General features: G+C 61.1%; 15 protein-coding genes and 1 pseudogene. 7 read left to right on the top strand and 9 right to left on the bottom strand.

Going from position 1 to position 16131, the window contains the following annotated elements:
* Window positions 1–10: 10 nt before the first annotated feature.
* Both GGD57_RS03970 and GGD57_RS03975 read right to left on the bottom strand, forming a co-directional pair.
* Window positions 11–787, bottom strand: a complete 777-nt coding sequence (locus GGD57_RS03970) for a DUF1194 domain-containing protein (RefSeq protein WP_184467039.1) — start codon at window positions 785–787, stop codon at window positions 11–13.
* A gap of 189 nt (window positions 788–976) precedes the next feature.
* Complete coding sequence (locus GGD57_RS03975; protein ID WP_184467041.1) at window positions 977–1516, bottom strand: Pycsar system effector family protein; 540 nt, start codon at window positions 1514–1516, stop codon at window positions 977–979.
* Between the two features lie 130 nt (window positions 1517–1646).
* Between GGD57_RS03975 and GGD57_RS03980 the strand changes: the two genes are divergently transcribed.
* On the top strand, window positions 1647–5363 hold the full coding sequence (locus tag GGD57_RS03980; protein ID WP_184467044.1) for a FecR domain-containing protein: 3717 nt from the start codon (window positions 1647–1649) through the stop codon (window positions 5361–5363).
* A complete protein-coding gene (locus GGD57_RS03985) occupies window positions 5363–7324 on the top strand; it encodes a CHASE2 domain-containing protein (RefSeq protein WP_184467046.1) in 1962 nt (653 codons plus the stop codon). The genes GGD57_RS03980 and GGD57_RS03985 overlap by 1 nt, the downstream gene beginning before the upstream one ends.
* A gap of 53 nt (window positions 7325–7377) precedes the next feature.
* Here GGD57_RS03985 and GGD57_RS03990 read toward each other — a convergent pair whose 3' ends face one another.
* The 3 genes from GGD57_RS03990 to GGD57_RS04000 form a co-directional block, all read right to left on the bottom strand.
* Entirely contained in the window at window positions 7378–7713 is a 336-nt protein-coding gene (locus GGD57_RS03990) for an antibiotic biosynthesis monooxygenase family protein (RefSeq protein WP_184467048.1), read from the bottom strand.
* A gap of 138 nt (window positions 7714–7851) precedes the next feature.
* Window positions 7852–8391 (bottom strand): GNAT family N-acetyltransferase, encoded by a 540-nt coding sequence (locus GGD57_RS03995; protein WP_184467051.1) that lies wholly within the window; start codon window positions 8389–8391, stop codon window positions 7852–7854.
* A gap of 82 nt (window positions 8392–8473) precedes the next feature.
* The gene (locus GGD57_RS04000; RefSeq protein WP_184467053.1) at window positions 8474–9061 is read right to left on the bottom strand and encodes a TetR/AcrR family transcriptional regulator; all 588 of its coding nucleotides are present in this window, start codon (window positions 9059–9061) and stop codon (window positions 8474–8476) included.
* 140 nt (window positions 9062–9201) lie between these two features.
* On the opposite strand from GGD57_RS04000, the gene GGD57_RS04005 reads away from it, so the two are divergent.
* Window positions 9202–9759: a DUF308 domain-containing protein gene (locus GGD57_RS04005; RefSeq protein WP_184467055.1), complete on the top strand. Its 558-nt coding sequence runs from the start codon at window positions 9202–9204 to the stop codon at window positions 9757–9759.
* A gap of 149 nt (window positions 9760–9908) precedes the next feature.
* Window positions 9909–10890: pseudogene (locus GGD57_RS04010) on the top strand (SDR family oxidoreductase).
* A gap of 162 nt (window positions 10891–11052) precedes the next feature.
* On the opposite strand, the gene GGD57_RS04015 reads toward GGD57_RS04010, so the two are convergent.
* On the bottom strand, window positions 11053–11835 hold the full coding sequence (locus GGD57_RS04015; protein ID WP_348645950.1) for a nucleotidyltransferase domain-containing protein: 783 nt from the start codon (window positions 11833–11835) through the stop codon (window positions 11053–11055).
* A 287-nt stretch (window positions 11836–12122) separates the two neighbouring features.
* On the opposite strand from GGD57_RS04015, the gene GGD57_RS04020 reads away from it, so the two are divergent.
* Window positions 12123–12818, top strand: a complete 696-nt coding sequence (locus tag GGD57_RS04020; protein WP_184467057.1) for a fumarylacetoacetate hydrolase family protein — start codon at window positions 12123–12125, stop codon at window positions 12816–12818.
* Window positions 12819–12828: 10 nt separating this feature from the next.
* Window positions 12829–13359, top strand: a complete 531-nt coding sequence (locus tag GGD57_RS04025) for a gamma carbonic anhydrase family protein (RefSeq protein WP_184467059.1) — start codon at window positions 12829–12831, stop codon at window positions 13357–13359.
* Between the two features lie 93 nt (window positions 13360–13452).
* On the opposite strand, the gene GGD57_RS04030 is transcribed toward GGD57_RS04025, so the two are convergent.
* The 3 genes from GGD57_RS04030 to GGD57_RS04040 all read right to left on the bottom strand — a co-directional run bounded on the left by GGD57_RS04030 (window position 13453) and on the right by GGD57_RS04040 (window position 15148).
* Window positions 13453–13854, bottom strand: coding sequence for a hypothetical protein (locus GGD57_RS04030; RefSeq protein WP_184467061.1), 402 nt, complete (start codon window positions 13852–13854; stop codon window positions 13453–13455).
* A gap of 254 nt (window positions 13855–14108) precedes the next feature.
* The gene (locus GGD57_RS04035; protein ID WP_184467415.1) at window positions 14109–14507 is read right to left on the bottom strand and encodes a DUF5071 domain-containing protein; all 399 of its coding nucleotides are present in this window, start codon (window positions 14505–14507) and stop codon (window positions 14109–14111) included.
* A 65-nt stretch (window positions 14508–14572) separates the two neighbouring features.
* A complete protein-coding gene (locus tag GGD57_RS04040; protein WP_184467418.1) occupies window positions 14573–15148 on the bottom strand; it encodes a transglutaminase-like cysteine peptidase in 576 nt (191 codons plus the stop codon).
* 191 nt (window positions 15149–15339) lie between these two features.
* Here GGD57_RS04040 and GGD57_RS04045 point away from each other — a divergent pair.
* Window positions 15340–16131 (top strand): hypothetical protein (locus GGD57_RS04045; RefSeq protein WP_246713540.1); only part of this gene is annotated, 792 nt, incomplete at its 3' end.

Below are 16131 nucleotides of genomic sequence, written 5' to 3' on the forward strand. Positions count from 1 at the left end.
GGCTCGCATCTCACCGGTAGAACATATCCCGCCACTGCTTCTCGCCGATCAGGCAATCCGTCAGCGGCCCGGCGCCGGCGACCCTCTCTATCGTTGGTGGCGGGGACAGGCCGCTGATCTCCAGCACCAGCTTGCGGCGCACGGCGATGGCGAAATCTTCGATCTTGTGGACCGGCAGCACGAAGGCGCCGGGGCCGCCGATGACGCAATCGGCGTAATATTTGTCGAGCCCGCCGGGCGCATCGGAAGGGCGCAGCATGATGGCCAGGCCATTGATGATCATGCCTGACGCCACCGCCTTGTCACGGACCGGCGCGACGGCATCGCCCGAGTTGTTCGGGCCGTCGCCGGAAACATCGATCACCTCGCGCCTGCCCTGGAAGGGACCGGTGGCGATCATGCTGGCGCCCTGGTCGATGGCGGTCGAGATCGAGGTTCGCCGCTGCGTGCCGATCGGCCGGGCGTCGAGTTTGTCGGCAAAGGCGATCGCATCCGCTTGCGTCTCGATCACCTGCCAGTCGATCACCGATTCCTGGACGACATAGCCTGCCCATTCGAAATAGCTGATGGCGATGCGGCCGGTGAGCCCGTTCTTCACCGCATCGATGAATTCCTTGTGCTTGAGTGCTTCGACATAACCCTCGCGCTGAATGCCGATCTCCTCGACATCCATCGAGCGCGAGGTGTCGACGGCAAGCACCAGCGTGACGTCGACTTCGTTGCCGCCGGCACCTGCGGCCGGTACGAGGCTGGAAAGACCCATGAGCACCGCAAGCGTCGTCAGCATCGGCAAATCCCCGCGCCATCAAGCGAGAAAACTGTAACACAGCTTGGCCCGCGCGGGACGCCCACCCGCGCGAGGGGCTTCAATTTTCGGTGATGAGTTGACGCAGGTATATACGCTCGCCGTGATTGCCCTTCGCTTACGCTTCGTGCACTCGCTCCTGTCGTCGCTCACCCAAGATGGTGCCTCCCCTCACCCCGCCACCAAAAGCAGCACATAAGCAATCACGCTGATCATCAGCCCACGAAACGCAAAGGTGACGCAGCGGTATTTGTTGCGGGCGATGGCGGAGAGGATGTTGGCGTTTTCGAAATACTGGTCGAAGAGGTAGCGCTCGTCGCGGCGAAGCGCGGCGTCGAAGAACATGTCGCGGTGCTTGTGCCAGGCGCCCCAGAACAGCGAGGTGGAGGCGCCTGGACTGCGCGGCAGCACGACGAGAATCGCCGACAGGATGGAGAAGACCGAGGCTGCGGCCAGCAGGCCGGAGAACAGCATGCTGCCCGGCGAACTGCCGGTGTAACGCGCCAGGCTGAAGACGGCCCTCACCTCACTGGAGCTTACCAGAAAGGCGAGCATGAAAGTAAAGATATAAGCAGCCTTTTGATCGGATATCTTGATCTGATCGTAAAATATGTCATTGATTTTCTTGATATGATCGAAATATTCGGTGCTGACGTCCCCGCTTGAGGGATTGCTCAGCATAACCTCAGTGGCACTTTCGAATTCGCTCACGTCAATACTCCACCCCAAAAGTGTTTCCCTGATAATACACTTTGGAACGAAAGCAAGAACACGTGTGCAACATGCTTGACTTTTTCCCTCTACACGGACAAAGGGGAAGCGCGGGTATGGGGTTGAGGTCATGCGGGGGCATTCCAAACACATCTTTCGCGCAGGGGTGGCGCTGGCGCTTGCACTGCCTGCTTTCGGGCGGCCGGTCATGGCCGATCCCGTGCAGCGGGCAACGCCGGTCGCCGGTTCCGTCATCGCCCGCAAGACGGGCGAAGAGGTCCGCTTCATCGACGTATCGGACTGGCGGATCGTCGACATCAACCAGGATCTTTTGACCGGCGACGTGCTGCGCACCAATGCCAACGGCCAGCTCGCCATCGTCTTTTCCGATCACACCCAGGTCCGCCTCGGCCGCAATTCCTCGCTGCAGGTCAAGAAGATGGCAGCCACCGGCGATACGGTGCTCAATCTCCAATCCGGCACCATCTGGGCACGCGCCGAGCGCGGCGGCCAGGGCCTGACTGTGGAAACCCCGGCCGCCGCCGCCGCTATTCGCGGCACGGACTGGACGATGACCGTCGACGGCGCCAAGACCTCGATGATCGTGCTTGAAGGCCGCGTGGCGCTCTCCAACCCGCAGGGCAGCGTCGAGGTCAGCGAGGGTGAAGGGGCGGTCGCCACCATCGGCCAGGCGCCGCACAAGATCATCAGCGTCAATCCTGACGACCGCGAGCAGATGCTCTTTTATCTCGATCTGCGCGACGGCTTCGATCTGATGCCGACCTCGCCCCTGCGGGCCGATCGCATGGCGACGGAGCGCCGCCGCCTGCTGGCACTGCCGCCGGAGCGCCGCACCACCGAAGACTGGCTGGAACTCGCCGAAGTGCAGAGCGCCTTCGACGGACGCCAGGCCGCGACCGCAACGCTGCAGAACATTCGCGGCCGCAAGCTGACGGCAGCCCAGCAGGCGCGCGTCGACCTGATCGAGGCCACCATCGCCGGCTCCGAAAAGCGCTATGCCGATGCCGCCAGGCTCTTCCAGAAAGCCCTGCCGCATCTCGATGCGACACGCCGCAACATGGCGCAATATGGCGGCTATTTCGCCCGTTCGCTGGCCGATCCCAAGCATGCCGAGCCGCCGCCGGCCAATAGCGCCGGCCCCTACGGCGCGATCATGCAGGCCTATACGACAGGCTTCCTGCAAAACCCGCGCGCAGCGCTCGAGATCATCAAGAAAGCCGAACAGCGCTATCCCGACGATCCGACCCTGCCGGCGGTCCGCGCCCAGCTGGCGCAGCTCACCGACGACCGCGAACAGATGAAGGAAGCGATCGAACGCTCGCTGGCGCTCGACCCTGACCATCCGATGGCGCTCTCCGCTCGCGCGAGCTACAAGGCGGTCTATCAGAGCGACATCAACGGCGCGCTTGCCGATCTGAACCGTGCCATCGAACTCGCCCCCGGCGCATCGGGCACGCTGAATTCGCTCGGCCTGCTGCAGAGTTCGCGCGACGCCAATGGCGAAGCGGAAGAGGCCTTCAAGAAGGCGATCGAACTCGATCCGCAGGACCCGCTGCTGCACGCGAACCTGGCAATACTCTATCTCGACCAGGGGCGGATGAAGGAGGCCAAGCGCGAGATCGATACGGCAATAGCCCTCGATCCATCCTTCGATCTCGTCCTGCTCGCCCGCGGCCGCTATTACCTGCAGACCGGCGAGCGCGATAAGGCGCTGCAAGATCTGCTCGCCGCCAGCACGGCCAATCCGGCGCATTCGCAGTCGCAGTTGATGCTCGCCGCCGCCCATTACGAAAAGGGCGACCGTATCCCCTCACAGCAGGCGCTCGACAATGCCGATCGGCTCGACAAGAACGACCCGGTTATCTCGGCATTCCGGACTGCCGTCGATATCGACGATTACAACGCGGACGGCGCGATCCGCAACGCGCAGGAGTTCCTGCGCCGCTCGCGCGCCCGCGGCGGCGATTACAGCGGCCTCGGCGCCAATGCGAGCGCCGGCTCGACGCTGAACGACGCCTTCCGGCTGCAGGGGCTGGATGCCTGGGGCCGCTATTACGGCGATGCGGTTTTCGATCCCTTCGAAGGCAGCGGCTATATCGACCAGTCGATCAAGGGCAGCATCTTTCCTTTCGTCAACGCGACGAACTTCAGCGACGACAATATCATCCAGAACCGCGACAATGCGTCGAGCTATTCATCCTTCATCCAGGGCCTGCTGCTCTCTCCGCACATGCTGTCCGGCCGCTCGCGCTCGGCAACCCTATTCGACGTGCCCTTCATCGAAGGCTCGCTCGGCGGCGGCATCAACAGTGTCGACGGCCATACAAGACGCATCGGCGAAGCCGATATCCAAGGCTATTCCAACGAGATCATCCCGATCAGCTTCTATGGCAACTTGACCTGGGAAGAGCTGGCGCTCGACCGCGACTACCGGGGTTTAGGCGGCGTCCAGACGGACAACAAGCTGCTGGGCGCCAACGGTTATCTGACCGCAACCGTCACGCCTGACGATCGCGTGGTCGCCTTCGTCAACCATGGCAAGAATGACGGAACGCTGGACGCGTTATCGTCAAACACCGGGTTCATGGAACTCCTGTTCCGTGTCCCTATCCCGCTGCCTCTCTACACAACGGAGGACACTGCACGAGAAACCACATATGCCGGCATCGGCTGGAGCCACACGTTTGCCTATGAAAACGTGTTGAATGGAGCGTTGCTTTATTCAGGAAGCAAATCGACCACGAACAGCGCGCTTGATGTCGACGTGGACCCAGTGTTTATCGGCGCAGGGGTTCCCTTCATCATACCCTTTACCAACGTCACTCAGGAGATCGAATCTCATGCCTATATCGGCGCTTTGAGCCATTCCATAGGCGCCGGACCTTTGACATTTCGCTACGGCATCGAAGGCGGCTGGATGGATACCAGCAGCAGCGTCGATACGACGCTCCTGGGCTTGACAGCTCCTCCCGATCGCACCGAGAACACCATCGATATCGGCCGCGCCTATGTCGATGTGCTGCATGAGATCACGCCCGATCTCAAGGGCGAATATGCGCTGTTCGCCACGCGCCTGGAGGGCGACGGCATTGATATCAGCCGGCTGGAGCCGCGCTTCGGTCTCGCCTGGGCGCCGATTCAAAACCACTGGCTGCGGGCCGCCTTCATGCGCCAAAGCTTTGATACCACCGTGCCGACCCTTGCCCCGATCGGCATACTCGGGCTGCAGGCCAACCAGTTTTCCGCCAATCCGCAAGGCTATACGGATACGGTCGCCCTGCAATGGGATGCCGAATGGACCGACCGCTTCTTCACTTCGGTCGAGTACCAGCATCAGGAACTGCATGATTTCTCGATCGATTTGCCGCTGATCTCGCTGCCGTCCGATACCAGCCTGCCGATCTCGCGCGGCAGCATCGATCGCGCTGCCGTCACCGCCAACGTCGCGCTCGGCAACGGTTTCGGCCTTTCGGCCACCTATGCCTATATGGATTCGGAAAACAGGGATCCGCTCGAACCGATCTATGGCGGCCCTCTTCCCTTCATACCGCAGAATTCAGGGCAGATTGCGCTGACCTGGGTCAACGAAGCCAAGGTCAAGACGACAATTGCCGCCAACTATATCGGCGAGCGCGACGGCGATCGCTTCGGCACCAAGCTCGATGATTACTGGAGCCTCGACGCCCACCTGGTCTGGGAACCGTTCGACAAGCGCATCGAGCTGGAGGCAGCCGCCTATAACCTGCTCGACGAGGACTTCGAAATAACGCCCGGCGTGCCCGGCTGGGGCCGCGCCTTCAAGGGCACGCTCAAAGTCCGCTTCTGATGCGGGACAAACCTCGGCAGGCCAGGCAGATCACCAGCCGCCATCTCCGGCTGCTCGTGCTGTCGCTGACCACGCTGGTCGCGATCTCGCTGTTGTCGCGCCTGCCCGCCTGGTCGCTGCTGGAGCTCAGAAGCTTCGATTATCTTTCGACTTTCGACGATCCGCGTCCGCCGCAGGACGGGCCTGTGATCGTGGCGATCGACGAGCCTTCACTCGCCGATATCAACGCGCAATGGCCCTGGCCGCGCAGCCTGCATGCCGAGTTGGTGAGGCAGTTGCGCGCAGCCGGCGCCCGGGCCATCGGCCTCGATATCATCATGGCCGAACCCTCCAATCCCGACAATGACGCGGCAATCACCGAGGCCGTCGGCGCCGACGTCGTGCTGGCCGGCGACGAAACGCTGATCGAGACGCCGCAGGCCTCGCAGCTGATCCGTGCCACACCGCTGCCGCAGCTGATCGAAGCGGGCGCGGTGACCGGCATCGCCTCGATCGATCTCAGCGGCGACGGCATCTTCCGGCGCATTCCAGGTTACAAGGACGGCTTTGCCGCCATGCTGGCGAAAACGTCGGGAGCGACACACGCATCCGTGCCGGCCGGTCAGCTCATCCAATCCTTGGGCCCCGCCCGCAGCTATCCCACCGTCTCCTATTACCAGGCGCTCGACCCTGAAAATCTGCTGCCGCCGGATTATTTCAAGGACCGCGTCGTGCTGGTCGGCCTCAGCCTGCAGAACGCGCCCGAGATCGACAAGCGCGGCGTCGATGCCTTTGCGACACCATACACCGTTCACACCGGCAAGCTCGTCTCCGGCGTCGAGATTCAGGCGACGATCTACGACAATATCCGCCGCGGCCTGTCGATCGCCGAAGCCCGGCTGCCGACGGTCGCCGCCTGCATACTGATCTCGGTGCTGCTGGCCGCCACGACCGTCTGGCGCTCGACCGGATGGCTGACGATCGTCACCAGTGCGGCCGCTCTGCTGGCTTTTGCGGCCGTCAGCTTTGCCGGCATCCGGCTGGCCCATGTCTTCGTCTCGCCGCTTGGCCCCACAATCGCCTATATCTCGGTCGTCTTCGGCCAGGCGGCCTTCGATTTTGCCGAGGAGCGCCGCAACAAGCGGCAGATCACCCGCGCCTTCGCCCAGTATATCTCTCCCGATCTCGTCCGGCGCCTGTCGAACGACCCCTCGCAGCTGAAGCTCGGCGGCGAACGGCGCACGCTCTCCGTGCTGTTTTCGGATGTGCGCGGCTTCACCACAATCGCCGAGACGCTGAAGGACGATCCGGAGCAACTAACCGGCCTGATCAACCGCCTGCTGACGCCGCTTTCCGACGTGGTGATGGATCACGGCGGCACGATCGACAAATATATGGGCGATTGCATCATGGCCTTCTGGAATGCGCCGCTCGACGATCCCGATCATGCGCTTCACGCCGTGCGCGCCTCGCTCGCCATGCAGGCGGCAATTTCGAGGCTGAATACTCAGCTGGAGCGGGAGGCGGCCACACTTGGCCGTAAACCGCACGTCTTGAAGATGGGCGTCGGCATCAACACCGGCGAATGCATCGTCGGCAACATGGGCTCGACCCGCCGCTTCGACTATTCCTGCCTCGGCGATAGCGTCAACCTCGCCTCCCGCCTCGAAGGCGCCTCGAAGAATTACGGCGTAGCGCTGCTGCTCGGCGAAGAGACGGCCAGACTGGTTACCGAGACCTACACCGTCGTCGAACTCGACCGCATCATCGTCAAAGGCCGCACCGTCCCCTCGCCCATCTTCACCGTCGTGCACAAGGCCGACGCCGAAGCACTCGCCGCCCACCAGGCCTTCATCGACGCCAAATATGCCGCCACGTTGACGCCGTCCGATCCCGTATTTGATCGGCTGAGTGCTGAGATACCAGAGCTTGCCGCCTATTATGCGATCGTGCGGGATGCACTGACAGAAGGCGGGGAATGACGGATCGATAGGGCGGGCTAACGCAACCGGTAGCGTCTCGTGACACCTGCAATCTACTGATTCTCGATGTCAAATCCATAGGCCCGCTGAACGAGCGCAACGCGAATTTCGTATCGGGAATACCAGTCTTGGCGTCCTCGACGTTGTGCCTCGAGGTGATCGACGACGGACTTCCAGCTGCGAATGCTTGCTTCGTCCTTCCAGTAGGAGATCAATATTCCGAAGCCATCTGCTCCGCGAGCACTTTCGAAACCAAGATAGCCGGGCTGCCGGCTCGCCAGTTCGGTCATTGCATATCCCATCTCGCCATAACCATCGTCTATCTCGGTTCGCTGAGACGTAAAGCTCACCATGTAGTACGGAGGTTCCGGTAGAGAAGAAATGCGCATCCAGCATCTCGCTTGTAGCCGATAGACAGGCAGTTCGACCACACTCTCAGAGATTGCAGATGGTTTCAAGCGCGACCAACTGCGCCGTCAGCAGATGGTGCGAAACAACCATTCCAAAGCTTTCGATGCGAGCAGCTGCTATCTGGTCAGACGTTTATCGATCGTATGGAGATTGGTCGGCGCGCCGTGCAGCATTACCTCGCGTTCGAAACGGAAGCCGCATTTCTCAAGAATCCGTTTTGACGCGGCATTGGCCGAGCGGACCAACCCGATCACACGGTCCGCATCCAGGTCGTCAAAGGCAAAGGCCAAGGTTTCTCTAACCAGTTCCGTGGCATACCCCCGCCCCCAGCTTTCGGGCTGCAGATGATAGGAAAGATTGAGGCCACCGAAATCTCTGGAAATGGTCACGCCGCCGAAACCGATCAACGCATCCTCCGTCTCGACCGCCCAGCGCCCGAAGCCGTGCTCTTTCCAATGCTTGATATCGCGCGCAAGCCGCGCCGCACTTTCTTCCGGCGAATCCGGCCGGGGCACGGGCCGATGCGCGACCAATTCCGGCCGTGAAAAAAGTTTGGTCAGGAAATGAATATCCGCCGGCTCAGGAATTCTGAGCCTCAACCTCGTCGTCTGCCTCATTGCCGGCGACGCAGCGCCATTGAATTCTCTTTCGCGCATCTCTGATCCAGTTTTGAAAACTGACGCGTACCTATCAGGCGGTCACATCTCGACGAGCATCTGCTTATCGTTATCCAACACCCTAACGATCCGCTGCCCGCAGCCTCGCAATTTCGGGCCCCACGACCGCAATGAACAGCCCGGGATCGCCGAGTGCCCTCGCCGAGAGCATCGCCCCATGAACCGAGGCCATCAGCATCTGGGCCTGCTCTTCCGGCCGCTTGTCCAGCCGGAACAGGCCCTGCTCGATTCCGGAGTGCAGCACCGAGGTCAGCCATGCCGCCAGCCCCTGGAAATGGGCGCGGACGCGTGAGGCGACCTCGTCGGGCAGCATCTGCATTTCGCTCGCCAGCATCGCGCAGACGCAGAAGGGCTGGGAGGCGTCGCGAATGCAGGTGTTCCAATAGTTGATGTAGAGATGCAGCTGATCGGCGGGGCTTGCAGCCTGCTCGACCAGCGACTGCAAACCCGCCTCCGCCTGCTTGACGTAACGATCCACAAGGACCGAGACCAGCTCCGCCTTTGTCGGAAAGTGGTGGTGGATGCTGGCTTTCCGGATGCCGATCGCAGCCGAGATATCGGCATAGCTGAAGCCGTTGTAGCCACCCGCCACGATGAGCGACTGGGCAATGTCGAGAATCTTGTCGGACGTCGAAGCCATTGATTTCATAGCGTCGCCTACCTTCTGGTAGGCAATCTGTCAAGTCTTTCACCGCCCTGCCGGCATCACAAGAAGGTGTGCGGCCGCGGCGTTGACTCCCATTTTTAATCTACCTACTAGTAGGCAGGCAATCACGAAGGAACCTGCCGATGCAAACTCAATCTTCCCTCCAGTCGAACTGGCTGAGATCCTATTATTTCACCCGCGCCGCCTTCTCGGTGATCTGGATTGCCGCCGCCATTCTCCTTGCCGGGCAGCCAAGCGCCGCGGCCTTTCTGCTGGTGATCTATCCCCTGTGGGATGCGCTGGCCAATCTGGTCGACGCCCGGGTCAATGGCGGCCTGCAGGCCAACCCGTCTCAGACGTTGAACGTCGTGGTCAGCACCGTCACGGCGCTCGCCGTCGCCATCGCGCTCGGCCACGGCACCTACGCGGTGCTGGCCGTGTTCGGGGCCTGGGCGATCCTCTCCGGCCTGTTGCAGCTCTATACCGGCGTCAGGCGCTGGCGCATCTACGGCGCCCAATGGGTCATGATCCTGAGCGGCGCGCAATCGGCCCTTGCCGGCGGCTATATGATCAGCCAATCCTTTGCCGACGCCGCGCCGACGATCCTCGATATCGTGCCCTATGCCGGGTTCGGCGCCTTCTACTTCCTGCTGTCCTCGATCTGGCTCGTCGTCGCAGCCCGTCGCAAGGCACATGGATAGGCGCTGCCGATCGGCGCGGCGGCGATCTGGAGTATTGCCGCCGCCGCTCATTCCCACGCCCTCGGCGGAGATTTGCGGGAGACGTCTACCATCTTTCGCGCTATGAAGAGTGGTCAGAATTCCCGCCCGTAGACCCCGAGGTCACTCCCATGGCTTTGAACGTTCTCTTCATTGGCGGCACCGGCCAAATCTCCCATCCATGCGTCGAACGCGCCGTTGCCGAGGGCCACCATGTCAGCGTCTTCAATCGCGGCCTGAGAAGCGCCGCCTTGCCCGCCGGGGTGACCTCGATCGTCGGGGAGCTCGGATCGGATGCCTATGCCGATCTCGCCAGGGCCGATTATGATGTGGTCTGCCAGTTCATCGCCTTCACCAGGGATGAGGTGGCACGCGATATCGAAGTCTTCTCGGGCAACTGCGGCCAATACATCTTCATTTCCTCGGCCTCTGTCTATGAAAAGCCGCCGCGTCATTACGTGATTACCGAGGAGACGCCGGCGATCAATCCCTACTGGCCCTACAGCCAGGCCAAGATCGCTTGCGAGGAATTGCTCCAGAAATCCGGAAATCTCGCCTGGACGATCGTCCGCCCCAGCCACACCGTCCGCACCAGCCTGCCGATCATGATGGGCGACAGCGACATCATGGCGAGACGCATGCTGGATGGCGACCCCGTCATCGTGGCGGGCGACGGCCATACGCCCTGGACGCTCACCCGCTCGGTGGATTTCGCCGTGCCTTTCGTCGGCCTTTTCGGCAAACAGGCGGCGCTGAAGGAGATTTTCCACATTACCTCAGACCGCGCCCATATCTGGGACAACATCCAGAAGACGATCGCTAGATTGCTCGGCGTGGAAGCCAAGATCGTCCACGTGCCGACGGATACACTGATCAGATACAATCCGGAATGGATCGGCCCGCTCCTCGGCGACAAGGCCTGGACTGCCATTTTCGACAATTCGAAAGTCAAACGCGTGGCCGGCGATTTCACCTGCGCCGAAAACCTGGATGAAATCCTCGCCGACTCGATCCTGCATCTCAAGCAGCGCCTGGCGAAGAGCCGGCCGCCAAAGGGGGGGTCTGGATGCGCTAATCGACAGGATTTGCGCGGAGCAAGGTGCGCTTGGTTAGGGGTTGTCTTTAGGGCTGAGAGGCGCGCCATTCTCCAACGCTCCTTATCCTGAGGCGCGCAGGCCAAAGGCCGAAGCCTCGAAGGACACGCCGCAACATTGCTCCTTGCATTCATCGACCGCCAGCGCACCCGCCCCGCCCTTCGAGGCCCCTGCGGGGCACTCAGGGTGAGGTTCTCGTGGGCACTGGCGCCTGTTCCAGACGCCGCGCCTCCAACGGAGCCTCCTGCCTGAAGCCATCGAAACAGCGCCCACCATTCCGTGCTAGCTCCCTGTCGGCCAGGGCGAGGAAGCGAGCGCCGTCGCCCCCTGCTGCGAGGCGGAACGCAGCGTCGAATTCTGCCGCCAATTGCGCATCGAGCGTCCGCATGACGCGGGGCGCCCATTTCCCCCGACCGGCCCATGCGCCGCGCCCGAGCAGAATGAGATCGGCGAGCTTCTGATAAAGATGCGCGGCGATGGCGGCGACCTCTTCCGGCGGGCGAGCGCCGCGCAGATCGTCGGCCAGGTCGGTGACCTGATAGCGCAGCATGTCGTAGCTCGGGCCATCGAGAGGCTTCGGCCCTGCGGCAATAACGCTCGCCGCCTGCGCCTGGATGAGGCGCGCGCGCTCGATATCCGGGCCCAATATGCTGCCCGTCGCGACCATGTTGACCATGATGGGATAGCCGCTGTCGGCATCCTGATGGAGATAGTGCGCCAGCGTCTGCGGATCATGGATGAAGGCCTCGACGGGAAAACCGTCCTCAGTAAACGATTCCCGCCAGGCTCTTTCCAGCGCCGGGAATACGACGACCAGATCGATATCCGAAAAGGCGGTTCCCTCGCCGCGTATGATGGAACCGGTCACAAAAACGAAAGCGGCGCCGGCAAAGCGGCTGGCGACACAGCGACGGGCAGCAGCCAGCGCCCGCTCGGCGAGAATATGTTTGGGGATATCGTCCACGATCTGGTCCTCGAATGCGGGACACGGGCGGCAACAAAAAACCCGCTCGTCTCCGGCGGGTTGGTCTTAACAGCGATGAACGGAATTCAGTTCACGCGTCTACCACCCACCGCGGCGCGGTGGTCGTAGACGTCGTCGAAACTGCAAAAATCCTGTTCATGGCCGCAACGATAGCGCTCGACCGCGATAGCGTCAATCCGCCGGGCGGGACGCCAAGACCGCTTCCCCGCCGTACTGTTTTCCGTCTAAGATCAGCAAAAGACTCGTTGAACCAGGAAGCGCCGCCCATGCCCCATCCCGTCACCGTCATTCCGCGTCCCGCACCGGTTCTGCTGCCGGTGGACGGCAGCGATGAGCGATTTCCGGTGCGCCGCGTCTATTGCGTCGGGCGCAACTATGCCGACCATGCGATCGAGATGGGCCATGATCCCTCCCGCGAGCCGCCCTTCTTCTTTCAGAAGAATGCCGATAACCTGCTGCCGGCAGGCAATGCTTTTCCCTATCCGCCGCTCTCGAACGATGTGCACTACGAGGTCGAATGCGTTCTGGCGCTGAAATCCGGCGGCGCTGACATTCAGGCCGCAGACGCGCTCGACTGCATTTACGGCTATGCCGTCGGCATCGATTTCACCCGTCGTGACCTGCAGGGCGAGGCAAAGAAGCTCGGCCGCCCCTGGGAGGTCGGCAAGGCCTTCGAACATTCCGCTCCTGTCTCGCCGATCGTTCCGGCAAGCCGCATCGGCCACCCCTCGCAGGCAAGGATCTGGCTGGAACAGAACGGCAGCCGAGTCCAGGACGGCGATCTCAACCAGATGATCTGGAAGGTGCCGGAGATCATCGCCGAACTGTCGAAGCTCTTCACCCTCGCACCGGGTGATATCATCATGACCGGCACGCCCGCCGGCGTCGGTGCGGTCGCCAGAGGCGATCGCATCAATTGCGGCATCGACGGCATCACCATCCTGTCGGTCGAGATCGTCTGAGGAGAAAGCCATGCCCGTCTACGCACTTGGCGGATCGGCGCCGAAACTACCCGCTGCCGGACTCTATTGGATTGCACCGGATGCCCATGTCATCGGTCAGATCGAACTCGGCGAGAGTGTCGGCATCTGGTTCGGCGCCGTGCTGCGCGGCGACAATGAGAAGATCACTGTCGGCGAAGGCACCAATATCCAGGAAGGCGTGATGGCCCATACAGACATGGGCTTTCCGCTGACGACAGGCAAAGGCTGCACCATCGGCCACCATGCCATCCTTCACGGCTGCATCTTGGGCGACAACGTGCTGATCGGCATGGGCGCCACCATCCTGAACGGCGCCAAGATCGGCAACAACTGCCTGGTTGGAGCCAATGCGCTGGTGACCGAAGGCAAGGAATTCCCCGATAATTCCCTGATCGTCGGAGCGCCTGCCCGTGTCGTGCGCGTGCTCGACGAGGCGGCGATCGAAGCCATTCGCCGCTCGGCCGAAAACTACGTCGCCAACTGGCAGCGCTTCGCTCGCGATCTCAAGCAGATCGGATGAGATAGGCAAATCAGAACCGGTGGCCAGCCTGACGCGCTTGAGCCGCACGCCGCCGCAATAGCAGCCGAGTGCTGCTTTCGTTGAAAAACCGCCCTACTCGGCAGCTTCCAGAAATTGGCTGTTTCGTGAGGAAGCGGCAAGCGCCTGGACCCTGGCTTCTGCCTTGGCGATCAGCTGATAGAATTCGTCCTGCGCTTCGACATCCAGCTGGATGACGGCGTTGACGTCGTCAGGCGTATCGCAAACGCAGGCGACCGCCGAAATGGGACAGATGCCGCCGGGATAACGCTTGCCGGTGCCGGTATAGGCTCGACGGCTCCAACGCTCGGAATAAACCGTCTCTTCCCGCTCGAGATGCAGGATCGTTCCCTTGCAAGCGGTCACGATAGCCGCCTTGCCGTAGGCAAACCAATGATAGTTCAGCCTCCGGAGAATATATTTGCCGGTGATATCCTCGCCAGCCAGTTCGGCAGGGTTTTCTATCATTCTGATCATGACGGCTTCCTCAACGTTTAAGCAATATCCGTCATGTCGTCGCGCGCAGCAAGCCGAAAAACGCAGCTTTTGGAGACACTTAGTCACAAAGTGTTTCCGATTCTTACACCAGATACGCCCCGAACGGTTCGCCGGCCACACAATTCTTCGTCGAATTTGCCGCCACCTGCTACCAATTTCACCGCTGGATGCGGTGGCGACGTCAGCATTCCCTATGGCTTCTAGCGCCCACCTAAACGGGATTTACCTCAACCTTAAGCCGAATAACGCAATCGCAGCAGCGCTTCACGTGCCAGCTCGTCAACCCCTTCCAAAAGGTCGGTCATGCTCGGTTGATCTGCCAGCTTGATGAGATCGTCCCCAAGCGCTTCAAGAACATCGATCGACAGGTTTTCGACGATCAGTTCAAAGCAAAAATATTTTCGAGAGGCGTCATCTCCCCGCAGGACGCGCGACACTGAATCAACGATTGGTATCCCAAGCGTGACGAGAAAACGGGCCAGATGTGGAGCAATGGGCCAGTTGCCGTCCGCAGTCCACGCCAGCAAGTCATCAAGGATCGGAGCGATCGCAGGATAACCGGCGCTCTCAAGGCCCGAAAGAGCTGCAATATCGTGCTTGTCACGAGGGACAAGGCTCCTGGGATCGAACACGGCCAATCATCCCATCGCGTCGCTGTGCGCCTGGCAGCGGCCCGCGTGCCGACTCGGGTTCCGGGTCAGGAGAACTCTCCGGCGCGAGGCCCGGCAAGCGTCACGCGCCAACCCGTTCGCGATTGGAAATCCTGGGTGGCCAGAAACGTATAGCCCGTGGCGCGCCATGGCTTCACTGCGCCGGTCAGATTGTCGAGCACATAATCGCCGGCGTCCGTCCGGGCGACGAGAACCACATGGTTTTGATCATGCGGTCCGATAACAACGGAAAGCGCCAACCTGTTCGATGGATAACCAGCCTCGATCAGGTCCTTCATCTTCTGGAGAGCGTAGTCCTCGCAATCGCCTCGGCCGGCAACCGGCAGAGACCAGACGTCCCCGTTTCCGGAAGACGAGCGATCTTCCGCCGAAACGATACGTCCGTTTACGGCACGATTGACCTTTTGAAGAAGCGCAATGGCCGTCTGTTCGTCCAACTGTTGTGCCGCCATCCTGCCGCACAGCCACTTGTACCTGGCGCAGGCCCCGGCGAATCCCACGGGGGCGCCGATGCTTCGCGTCACAGGCAGCGACGATCCGGCAACTGCCTGAAAATGCGGAATAATTACCAAAAGGGCAGCAAGAGAAAGGAGACGCTTCATGGCCGATTCGCTCTGTTCGTAGCCGAAGGATAACACAGTCAGTATAAAAATTTATTAAAATTTTATACTTGCGAATTTAACTGTATTAGATGATTGAAGCAGATTAACCATTCTTTATTCTTCGCATTAATTCATTGTTAGTATAAATGAACTCCCCATTAACGCTCAGTTAACCTTGGGAGACGATTGAAATGATCAGCAGAGCAGCGAAATTCAGCGTCGCTGTTGCTTCCCTTCTGGCAAGCAGCAGTCTGGCAACGGCCGCCCCGGCGGTCGTCAATTGCAACACCGCAGTTCGCGGCAGCCTCGAATACAGGCTGTGCATGCCGACCAAAGCAATTCAGGCCGATAACAAATTCAGTCCCAACGACAGCGATCACGGCAGCCAAAATGTTGGCGGCGGCAAGAAGACTTCCAACACCGGCTCGGTCGCCAGCAATGGCAATGATGGCGATAACGGTGATGGCAATACCGATAACGGCGGCAACGGCGACGGTGTTGATCAAGGCGACGACACCGGCGGAAACGATCAAGACCCCGGTGGGGATGGCCACCACGGAAAAGACCACCACCACGGCAAGGATGGCAAAGGCCACCACGGAAAGGACGATCACCACGGCAAGGACCGCGATGATCATGGCGGCGGCAAAGGCGAAAAAGGCCGCGACCACGGCAAGGACGGCAAGGGCCACCACGGAAAAGACGATCACCACGGCAAGGACCGCGATGATCATGGCGGCGGCAAAGGCGAGAAAGACCGCGACCACGGCAAGGATGGCAAGGGCAAGGGTGACAACGGCGGTTCCGGCAAGGGCGACAATGGCGGCTCCGGCAAGAGCGACAATGGCGGCTCCGGCAAGAGCGACAATGGCGGCTCCGGCAAGAGCGACAATGGCGGCTCCGGCAAGAGCGACAATGGCGGCTCCGGCAAGAGCGACAATGGCGGCTCCGGCAAGAGCGACAATGGCGGCTCCGGCAAGAGG

The sequence above is a fragment of the Rhizobium esperanzae genome (assembly GCF_014197615.1).
GTDB classification, from domain to species: Bacteria; Pseudomonadota; Alphaproteobacteria; order Rhizobiales; family Rhizobiaceae; genus Rhizobium; species Rhizobium esperanzae_A.